At 58.5% G+C, this 10,958-nt stretch carries 7 protein-coding genes and 2 pseudogenes; 8 read left to right on the plus strand and 1 reads right to left on the minus strand.

Features of this window, described 5'->3' with window-relative positions:
* From FHT69_RS17650 to FHT69_RS17680, 7 genes and pseudogenes are all read left to right on the plus strand, one after another.
* On the plus strand, positions 1-1,908 hold a 1,908-nt coding region (locus FHT69_RS17650), incomplete at its 5' end, for a beta strand repeat-containing protein (protein ID WP_183905726.1).
* A 291-nt stretch (positions 1,909-2,199) separates the two neighbouring features.
* A complete protein-coding gene (locus FHT69_RS17655; RefSeq protein ID WP_183905727.1) occupies positions 2,200-2,643 on the plus strand; it encodes a hypothetical protein in 444 nt (147 codons plus the stop codon).
* Between the two features lie 319 nt (positions 2,644-2,962).
* Positions 2,963-3,940: a phosphodiester glycosidase family protein gene (locus tag FHT69_RS17660; protein WP_183905728.1), complete on the plus strand. Its 978-nt coding sequence runs from the start codon at positions 2,963-2,965 to the stop codon at positions 3,938-3,940.
* Positions 3,941-4,304: 364 nt separating this feature from the next.
* Positions 4,305-5,030, plus strand: a complete 726-nt coding sequence (locus tag FHT69_RS17665; RefSeq protein ID WP_183905729.1) for a hypothetical protein — start codon at positions 4,305-4,307, stop codon at positions 5,028-5,030.
* Between the two features lie 261 nt (positions 5,031-5,291).
* Complete coding sequence (locus tag FHT69_RS17670; protein WP_183905730.1) at positions 5,292-5,861, plus strand: toxin-activating lysine-acyltransferase; 570 nt, start codon at positions 5,292-5,294, stop codon at positions 5,859-5,861.
* 656 nt (positions 5,862-6,517) lie between these two features.
* Positions 6,518-6,715 carry a hypothetical protein gene (locus FHT69_RS17675; protein WP_065283532.1) on the plus strand — a complete coding sequence of 66 codons (198 nt, stop codon included), beginning with the start codon at positions 6,518-6,520 and terminating at the stop codon, positions 6,713-6,715.
* Positions 6,705-8,713, plus strand: a pseudogene (locus FHT69_RS17680) (recombinase family protein). Before FHT69_RS17675 ends, FHT69_RS17680 begins: the two are co-directional and overlap by 11 nt.
* A gap of 23 nt (positions 8,714-8,736) precedes the next feature.
* On the opposite strand, the pseudogene FHT69_RS17685 reads toward FHT69_RS17680, so the two are convergent.
* Positions 8,737-9,492, minus strand: a pseudogene (locus FHT69_RS17685) (IS3 family transposase); the annotation flags it as partial.
* Positions 9,493-9,556: 64 nt separating this feature from the next.
* On the opposite strand from FHT69_RS17685, the gene FHT69_RS17690 reads away from it, so the two are divergent.
* Positions 9,557-10,609: an IS110 family transposase gene (locus tag FHT69_RS17690; RefSeq protein WP_183905731.1), complete on the plus strand. Its 1,053-nt coding sequence runs from the start codon at positions 9,557-9,559 to the stop codon at positions 10,607-10,609.
* Positions 10,610-10,958 lie beyond the last annotated feature (349 nt).

Raw genomic sequence — 10,958 nt, forward strand, 5'->3', positions numbered from 1 at the left:
GGGGCCTTTGCCGGCACCGGCAACGAGCTTGTCAACACGATCACGGGTGCGGCAGGTGCCGACACGCTGGACGGCGGAGCCGGTGCCGACACGCTCGATGGCGGCGCCGGCGCCGACAAGCTGATCGGCGGCACCGGCGACGACACCTATATCGTCGACAATACCGGCGACGTGGTGACCGAGAATGCCGGCGAGGGCACCGACACGATCAGGACGAACCTGGCGACCTATTCGCTGGCTGCACTCACCAATGTCGAGAACCTGACCTACACCGGCACAACAGCCTTCACCGGCACCGGCAATACATTGGCGAACGTGATCACAGCCGGATCCGGCAACGACACGCTCGATGGCGGGACGGGTGCGGACACGCTGATCGGCGGCACCGGTGACGACACCTATATCGTCGACAATGCCGGGGACGTGATCACCGAGAATGCCGGCGAGGGCATGGACACCATCAAGACATCGCTGACGAGTTACACCCTCGGGACGAATGTCGAATTCCTCACCTATACCGGGACCGCCTCCTTCGCAGGAACAGGTAACGAGCTCAGTAACACTCTGACGGGAGGCGCGGGAGCCGACACGCTGATCGGCGGTGGCGGCGATGACTTCCTCGATGGCGGAGCAGGTGCCGATCACCTGACAGGCGGCATCGGCGACGATGACTATGTGGTCGACAATATCGGCGACGTGGTGACGGAGAATGCTGGCGAGGGAAGTGATACGATCTTCACATCGCTAGCGACTTACTCGCTTGTCAACGCCGCAAATGTTGAAAACCTGACCTACACGGGGACGGCAGCGTTTACGGGCACCGGGAACGCGTTGAACAACGTCATCAGAGGTGGTGACGGTGTCAACATTTTAGATGGCGGAGCCGGCGACGATACCTTGATGGGAGGCTTCGGCAACGACACGTTCATCGTCGACAGCCTGAACGACGTCATCATCGAAAATGCCGGCGCCGGGACCGACACGATCAAGACTGCCCTTGCGAGTTACTCGTTGGCCGCAATCAGCAATGTCGAGAACCTCACCTATACCGGGACCGCTGATTTCACTGGGACGGGCAACGAGCTTGCCAATACGATTGCCGGCGGCATTGGCAACGATGTCCTGGATGGGGGAGCCGGAATCGATACGCTGATCGGCGGTGCGGGCAACGACATCTACATCGTCGACAATACAGGCGATGTGGTCACCGAAGCTGCCAACGCCGGGATCGATACGATCAAGACGGCGCTCGCCAGTTATACTCTGGCCTCGCTCACAAATGTCGAGAACCTCGTCTATACCGGCTCCTCGGATTTCGTGGGAACCGGCAATGCGTCTGCGAACGTCATCTCGGGCGGGTCGGGCAATGACACGCTCGATGGTGGAGCCGGCGCCGATACGCTGACGGGTGGTACCGGAAATGACATTTATGTCGTCGACAGTATTGGCGACATCATCGTCGAGAATGCCGGCGAAGGAACAGATACGGTCAAGACGTCTCTGACGAGCTATACGCTTGGATCGAATGTCGAAAACCTGACCTATACCGGAACGGCGGCGTTCACCGGCACGGGCAATGCGCTCGACAATGTCATCACCGGCGGCAGTGGCGCCAATCGGCTGTCAGGTGGAGGAGGCGACGACATCTTGATCGGCGGCGCGGCTGCGGACACGTTCGCCTATGGCGCCAACGGTGGCATAGACACTATCGTGGGCTTTGCCGCTTCCGGAACTGCCCGCGATGTGCTCGCTGTCGATAGCTCGGTCTTCGCCGACTGGGCGCATCTTTTGGTGGCCTCCACACAATCGGGCAGCGACGTGATCATCACGGCAGACTCGGACGACAAGATAATCCTCAAGAACGTGACGGTTGCGAGCCTCCAACCCGCAAATGTGCAATTCGTTTGATCTGTTCCATGGCTCGTCCGGCACCGGCCGGGCGAGATCACACTCTTTCAAGATGAACAGGTGAGTGTTTTGACTTCTTGGGAATATGGTTTCGCGGGACAGTGCTTCGGTCTTGGTATCGCCGGAAGAATTGAGAACTTTGATTACTCAGAACTCGTTGCCCCAGGCAGCCCTCGTTCGCCGGGCGGGGGCGGGACTCCGGTACCCCAGCGATATTGTTGCCGAGTTCCTGGATGAAGAAGCCGATTTGCCACCTGCGGGTGCCGGTTTCAAAGATATCGCGGCGGGGCCTTGGGCGAGATTCTGGGCGCGAGGCTTCGATATGATGATCGCTTCTTGGCATGCACGCTCGCCGCGATTGCCGGTTCACGTCTCTTCAACGACGGTGAGGCCACCGGCCTTGTCGCGAGAAGTGTGGTGCTCTCGGCTATTGCCTACTCGCTCACGGCTATTTTTATCAACGTGCTGAGCCAGGCATCGTCCGGTCGCACGATCGGCAAAGCAATATTCGGTCTCACCGTTGGAAATCGTGACGGTCTGGGTGGCGCCGCCTTCTATCTCCAACGTGAGCTATTCGTCTGGCTGGCCGGCAATGCCGCCTATATTCCGCTTGCCGCTTTCATCGCCAACATCCTTCAATACCTGCGGCTGAGGAAGGGCCAAAACACCAGCTACGACGCACGCACGACCTTCGTGATCGGCCGACCTTCGAGGATGAGGATTATCACCGGGTGACTTATCATGGTGACATTCGCCAGCAAGGTGGTGTTTCCACTTCTTTTCGGGCTCGCGCGCCGCTAATTCCGAGCTGCAGGCAGACTCCTGTGACAATCGTAGCATTATTCCTTTGGCGTGCTTGGGGGCGACGTCCCTTGACCGCCGCGACTATGTTGGCAAGCGCAATTGCACTGACGAGAGAGCGTTATCGGCGAAGCCTCAGACATCCTCCTCAGCGTAATCGTCGTAGAAAAGCCTCGCTTGTAATCGCATCTGCGCAGCGCCAATGCGTCACGCCGCATACCGAACCTAACTATATGCATATAGAGAACTTTTGATGTCAGTCGTTCGCAAGCTCTTATACGGAATAGCCGCAGCATTGATCATCGCGATTGTCGTTGGAGCTGGTTGGCTCTGGCAAGTCGCGGGCGCCTATGGGTTCAACTCGATACTGCGTCGTGGCGGAACCTATTGGATCACCGTGAAGCCTGACGACGAGCGGCTATCTGCCTCCATGCAATTGGCGTTGAAGAGCCCTGTCCCGGCCGTGCAGCAGGGGCCGCTGGCCTGGCAACAGCCGGAGCCTGGCTTCGAAGTAGCGGAACTGCCGGTGCTTGCCGATGGACGCGAAGTCGACCGGATTTTTCTCAGCCGGATTGATCCGGCGCGCTTCCGCTTCGTCGTCCATAATGCACCAAAGGGTGATACGGGTATCGACGAATGGGAACATGCCTTGCCGAAGGCCGTGTTGATCGTCAACGGCAGCTATTACGACACACATGGCAGGCCCGACACGCCCTTCATCAGTGAGGGTGTTGCTATGGGTCCCCAGCAGTATGATGCAAAGGCCGGCGCCTTCGTTGCGGATGCAACCTCTGCCGACATCCGTGACCTTACGCATCAAGATTGGGGCGGGGCCTTTGCCGGGGCGACGAATGCCATGGTTTCCTATCCACTCCTGATTGGTGACGATGGGCAAACCCATGTGAACGTGAAAAGCCGCTGGCTGGCCAATCGGACCTTCTTGGGCAAGGATGGCTCCGGCCGCATTGTCATCGGCACGACGAAGGAAGCGTTCTTTTCTCTCGATCGGTTGGCGGAGTTTCTCAAGGCGTCGACGCTGGATCTCAAGATTGCCCTCAACCTCGATGGCGGACCCATCGCATGCCGCAGCGTCCGACTGAACGGGTATAGCCAAAAGTTTTATGCTCGATGGGAAGCGCAGGTCGACGACGACAACGTCAAATTGCTGCGCTGGCCGATTCCTCAGGCCACCTGGGCCATGCCAATGGTTTTGACCGTCGAGCGAGGATAGATAAAGGCAAAACCACAAATCGACCATCAGTCGTCTCGACACTCCGATTGGCCATGCCCCGACGGACTAAGAGGTTTACAGTTCGAATCCTTTCAAGGCGAGGCATGCGCAGTTGCAGTTAAGGGCGAGAGTCGCCTCCGCCGCCTCCCGCTACCAAGGTTTTTCGACGCGGCCCACAGCCGGTGGTAATCGTCACCTCTCGGGTGCGCGACATCGCCATTCCGCGCATGGCCATAAGTCCGATTGGGTGTGAGTTCCAGGCAGCGAATTCCATAGGAAAACTCGATCATCCGTAAAATCATCCATGTTGCGTTAGCGGATTCTTGAATTCCAGCGAGCATCGTCCGCCCACCAAGACGAACTGGTGCTGAACTTCATGACCATTTTTGGCCAATCTCGGCTTACGCGCATCACCTACGCCGTGCTGCTTCTGCTCATGCTCTGCTTCGATTTTGCGAAGGACCCGATCGAGCGCCTGATTATGGCCGAACATGATCAGGCAGCGCGTGAGTTAATGGCGCCACGCTCGACAGCCGGCACAGGGACCGCCGTCGGAGGAGAGGTCAGCGGCAAAAACATGCCGCTGATGTTCAAAGGGCAGGAAGAGATGGCCAAGCAGATTGCAGCGTCCGGCCGCAAGCCAACGGCAGAGGATATGCAGAATCAACGTGCTATGGCCGCCAAAGGGGCAATCCAGATGACGTTGGGCGTCGGAGCGAACGATGCCGAGACTGCCAAGCTCGTCTCCCGCCGTTCCTTCTTTGAAACGCTTTACATGGTTGCCGCAATCGCGATGACAGCGATTACCGTTGTAGGCCTGCTCTACATGGTATCGAGTCGGCTTCGCGATATCGGTTGGCCGCAATATCTGCTCTGGCTGCTGCTCGCGCCCGTCTTCTTGCCGAGGTTTTTCGTGATCCCCTTGCCGGTGCTCGCGATCCAGGGAATTACCTTTTTCTTCTACGGCGTGCTTCTCGTTCTTGCCTTCATTCCCGGTGAGGACCCCAGCCCACCCGCCCGTTACAAGCTGGCCCAGCCGACACCGGTCAAACGACGGCCGGGTCAGTTCGGACGACTTGGCACACACTAGCTGTAGCGGCTCGTGCGGCCGAGTCGGGACCGGCCCGACTAACCGACTGTGTCAGGTCGTTGACACCTTCACGAGAGGGTATGTCTCGGCCGTCAATGGCCGGAAGAGGACGCGGCGAAATTATTCACCCAGGGAGAGCATTGCGAGGCAATTTCACTTGCAATTGTAAATTCAATTTGTAATCTCCATTGCGGGATCGCGAGTGCGGCGATTACAACTCTTTCGGGCCTTTTTGCTCGGAACCCATGGGGCTGGGGATACATGAATAACATTGCGACGGAAGCGTCGGCTAATTTAAGCCAAGAGAAATTTTCTGAAGAGACGAAGAAGAAGCTTGCCGGAGCAAAGGCGGCATTGCAATCGACTTTTGGGCAGGTTGTTCTCGCAATGACCTCTGTGCCGCGCTACCGCAGTCAGATGTTATCCGACCTCCACCATCTGGTTGTCGATCCTTTGATTAATGACCGTATCGCCATTGCGATGCCCAAGGCCGTCACCGGCGTTGAGCCGCCGGCAATTGCTATCTGGGCGGCGGTGAGCGCCGAGGTTGATGCGCGAATTTCAGAACAGGCTAAAGCGGGTGCGTTCCCGGTCAGGCTGAAGCCGGAAGACTGGAAGAGTGGTGACATCGTTTGGCTGCTCGACGTGATCGCGCCAACGCGCGAACTGGCAACGATGGTGCTAACGAATTTCCACCAGGTTGCGAAGCAGGACAACATCAAGATCCACCCGATGGTCGCGCACCTCGTTGATCCTGAGGTTCTTGCGAAACTCTCCAAAATCGCCCAAGCGTCGACCCATGGCGAGCAACACGCGAATACTTTGAACTGATGCCCGTAGGGCGTCAGTATCCCCGATCCTTTTGGGCGCTAGACAGGCATGTCGATTTATAGTGTCGCTGTTGCGCCTAACGACGAGCGGAATAGTATTCAGTCCTGGCGCCTAGCTCAGGATGTCGTGCTGAAAGCGGATGGCTATGATCTGATCGCTAAGTAACTGCAACAATATAATTGCTTCTTCCAAGTTGAGCGGAAATATGGGCGACTCCAAGATATACTTCAGTTCGGCGGGGGTGCCGATGAGCCGTTCATAAGCGAAATCGGCACCTTGTTGCCGATGGCGCTATGTGGCCGGAAATGGTTATACAACACGACGACAGAACACCCACGGGACCGAGGTTCGCGAGCTTATGTATCCGTGGCATCCCTGGTCCGGACGGCTCGTTCACGTGCATGATGCGGTGTCCAAAGGGACGCATATTTTCCGCTGCAGCCTTTCTGGTTCTTCTTCTGGTCGACTTCTTGAGGTCCCGTCGTGGATGTTCGACCGATCAGTGAGTGGTTGTTGGCGCAGCTTGGCGGTCCCGCACGTCGATCTCGCAAGCCTGCATACTTTGGCAAGATTGCTGAAGGACGCTGATGCGTCATCGCAATCTTCGGTAATGGGCGCAGCATTGGTCTCTCACGAAACGAGTCGGAGAGATGTTCATGCCTCGCCAGCCCATGACATGCCAGTTCGATCTGTTCTCGGCCCCGCAGCGGGGGAAGACGGCAGGGACGCCGCAATGGTCGGAGTTGCCGGAGGAGACTCGCCAAGCGTTGACGGTGCTCATCGTGCGGCTGTTCGTCGATCACGCAAAGTGCGGACATGCCTCCCAACAGAAGGAGGCCGGTCATGATGCATGAGAAGATCGGGCCGCATCATCTGGAGCGGAAGGCCATCCTCTATGTTCGGCAGTCCTCGGCTCACCAGGTTCTGCACAATCGAGAGAGCAGCGCCCTCCAGTACGCCATGCGCGACCGTCTGGCAGCGCTTGGATGGTCACAGATAGAGACGGTGGATGACGACCTTGGTCGTTCGGCCGCCGGCGGCGTGACCCGCGCTGGATTTGATCGGATGGTGGCGGAAGTCTGCCTTGGCAAGGTTGGCGCCGTGGCCGCGCGTGAGGTATCGCGGTTCGCCCGGAACAGCCGCGATTGGCAGCAACTCATCGAGATGTGCCGCGTTGTCGATACCGTCCTGGTCGACCAGGAAGCAATTTATGCGCCCCGCCAGGGCAACGACCGCCTGCTCCTGGGTTTGAAGGGCAGCCTCAACGAGTATGAACTCGATCTCTTGCGTCAGCGTTCCCTTTCCGCCCGCTATGAGAAGGCTCGCCGCGGTGAACTCGTCGTCACTGTTCCGGCCGGCTTCGTAAAGGCCGGTGATAGGATCGAGAAGGATCCAGACCGACGCATCCAGGAAGCCATCGCACTCGTCTTCAACAAGGTCACCGAACTCGGGAGTGCCCGGCAGGCCTTGCTATGGTTCCTTGAGCAGGGGTTGGACCTGCCCGTCAGGTGCGCCAACGGTGACGTCATCTGGCGCAGGCCAAATTATGCCACCATCCACCGGATGATTGCGAACCCGATCTACGGCGGCGCTTATGCTTATGGTAAGAGTCGTTCCGTACCGGGATACGATGGCCGATCTGGAATTCGCCGCAAGGCGCGTGATGAATGGCTTGCCCTGATCCCGGACACGCACGAAGGTTACATCAGTTGGGAACGGGCGGAGGAGATCCGCAAGATGGTCAGCGACAATGTACCGGCCAGTCGCCATCATGGAGCGCCGAAGCATGGCGACGCTCTGCTTGCCGGCCTGTTCCGCTGCAAAAGGTGCGGCCGGAAGCTGACGGTTCGTTACACAGGAGCCAACCATAACATCCCGCGCTATTCCTGTTGGCGTGGTCTACTCGATAGTGGCGAACCACGTTGCATCGCCTTCGGCGGTCTGCGGGTCGATGATGCGATCGAGGAGGCGCTGCTCGGCGTGGTCGAACCGGGAGCCATCGCGGCCGCCGTTGAGGCGGAACGCAATATGGCCAGCCAACGCGATCAGGTTCAGGATGCCCTGCTGCGCGACCTCGAGGCAGCACGCTATGTAGCCGACCGGGCATTCCGGCAATATGACGCGGCCGATCCGGAAAACAGACTTGTAACGTCGGGATTGCCAAACATCGGACAGTTACGCCGCAGCCGTTCCCTATGTCCGCATCACAGGTAACCGCACTTGCGGGAAACCTTCGCACCGTCTGGACGGCGCCGACAACCGATGCAAGACTGAAGAAGCGCATCGTGCGCACGCTCATCAATGAAGTGGTCGCCGATCTCGATGATGGAACCTCTGAGATCGTCCTCGTCATTCATTGGGTTGGAGGCGTCCACACCGAGCTGCGCCTGCCGAAGCGACGCCGTGGCCAAAGAAACGCGACCCCTGACGACATTGTCGACGCTGTGAGACAGCTCATCTTGATCGCCAATGACGACGTGATTGCCGGTGTCCTCAATCGCAACGGATTGACGACCGGCAATGGCAATCGCTGGACACGGGAGCGGGTCACCGCGCTGAGGTCATATCGCAAGATTCCGGTCTTCCGTCCGCAGATCGACGGGGTCGAGCCATGGCTTAATCTGGGCGGTGCGGCGAAGTTACTCGGGATAACGCCAAAGACGCTGCGTCTGGCGGCCGAGGCTGGCGAAATTGAGGGGGTTCATCCGCTACCCGATGGCCCATGGATCTTCAGCCGTTCCAAACTCGCGACCCCACAAGCACGTCAGATCCTCGATCGTGCCCGGAAGAACCCTCGCCACCCCGCGGGATCGCCTCCAGATCAGGAAAGCCTATTCCCTTCAATGACATAGAAAGATGGGTGTTATGAAACAGGATTGTAATCCATGCGCCAGTTTGAAAGAGCTGATCGAGCTTGAGGCAATGACGAGAAGAGCGTCTCGTTCAATAACTCGTCGCGCAGCCGCCCGTTGAAGCTTTCGATGAAGGCGTTCTGGATCGGCTTGCCAGGCGCAATGTAATGCCAATCCACCTTGCCCCGATCCGTCCATTGCAGGATGGCGTTGCTGGTGAATTCGCTGCCGTTGTCGCTGACGATCATCCTGGGCTTGCCACGTGCCTCGATAATCCGATCCAGCTCACGGGCGACCCGCAGGCCGGAAAGCGATGTATCGGCAACGAGAGCCAGGCATTCCCTGGTGCAGTCATCCACGACCGTCAGAACCCGGAACCTGCGACCATCGGTGAGCTGATCCGACACGAAGTCCAGCGACCAGCGATCATTGGCGGAAAGCGGGATCAGCATCGGTGCTCGTGTGCCGATCGCGCGCTTGCGACCGCCGCGTTTGCGCACCGTCAGCTTCTCCTCCCGATAGAGCCGGAAGAGCTTCTTGTGGTTCACAATGTGGCCCTCACGCCTAAGCAGCACATGAAGGCGTCGATAGCCGAAGCGGCGGCGTTCATGCGCCAGCGCCTTCATGCGCTCGCGAAGGCCATGATCGTCGTCGCGGCTAGTTTCGTAACGGATCGTCATGCGGCAATAACCGATGGCTTTACACGCCCGCCGTTCGCTCATCCCATGTTCGCTCATCAGATGCGCAACAGCTTTCCGCTTTGCTGCGGGCGTCACCACTAATGGGATGGTCCGCCTCGTCCTCCTGCCGCATCATGAGGCGGCCAACCCGAAGGAGGTTGCAATGCCACAGCGCAATATGCCGCGCCAAGCGGCTGTCTACGGAATTGATATTGGCAAGAACATCTTTCACGTTGTCGGCGTCGGAAGCGATGGCGTGCCAGTCCAGAAGGTTCGTTTCCGACGCGACACGCTGCTACATTTCTTCGAGCGCGCAGCACCGGCGATCGTGGGGATGGAATCGTGCGCAGGATCTCAGTGGATTGCCAGGAAGATACAGGCGCTCGGACATAAGGTGCGCTTGATCCCCGCGCAGTTCGTGAAGCCTTACGTGAAGTCGAACAAGAGCGACATCATCGATGCGGAAGCGATCGCTGAGGCTGCCACGCGACCAACAATGCGATTTGCTGCACTCAAGAGCGAGGAACAAGCCGATCTTCAGGCTTTACACAGGGTCCGAGATCAGATGATCGGAACGAGAACGCGGCTGATCAATCAGATGCGAGCTTTCTGCCTCGAATACGGGATCGCCCTGCGCCAAGGCGCGGGCCTGTTCAAGCTCGACCTGCCGCAAGTTGTCGCAGATCAATCCAACGATCTCTCGCCGCCAATGCGTAAGCTGCTCTCAGACCTGTTTGCCGATCTGCGCCAGTTGGAACGGCGCATTGGTGACGTCACACGCGAGATCGAGGCGATCGCCAGCCGCGAGGATGCCGCAAGACGGCTCATGACGATCCCTGGGATCGGAGCGTTGGGGGCAACTGCGCTCCTGGCTGCCATTGGAAACGGTCGACAATTCCAGAAAGCTCGCGATCTGGCAGCGTGGCTTGGCCTTGTGCCACGGGAATACTCGACCGGAGGAAAGCAGAAGCTTCTCGGCATCAGCAAGCGGGGAAACCGCTATGTGCGCAAGCTCCTCGTACATGGAGCACGATCCTGCTTTCGGCACCTCAACCGAACACGAGATCGACTGGGGAACTGGCTGGATGGCCTTCAGGCTCGGATGCACCCCAACAAAGCTGTCGTCGCACTTGCCGCCAAAATGGCCCGGATCGTCTGGGTCGTCCTGACCAGGCCTGGAGCACTCTACGAACGCAGAGACCCTGCCTTCACCTGAGGATCCAAGCTCGATTGCAAGGCTCGGGAATAGTGATGACGAAACAGTGGATCAACATGCCGTAAGCCCTGTGCAAAAAAGCGGGCTTCGTGCCTGGACCATTTATTGGGAACGGCGTGTGCGGATCTCATCATGGCCTGGCTGCAACCGCAGTTCACTCGCGAGAGGCCGGATACATTTATGCAACTGGAATCGTCATTTACGATGTCGCGTACCCTTGCACGGACGAGGCGGACCATACATTCTTTCCCAAAGGTGGCGTCGCCTTAACGGTTGGAACGCTTGGTGATGACCTGTGTCGGCTGTCTCAGGCGGCGATCGAGCCGCCGATTTCACGCCAGATCGAGAT

The sequence above is a fragment of the Rhizobium sp. BK008 genome (assembly GCF_014197345.1).
Taxonomy (GTDB): domain Bacteria; phylum Pseudomonadota; class Alphaproteobacteria; order Rhizobiales; family Rhizobiaceae; genus Rhizobium; species Rhizobium anhuiense.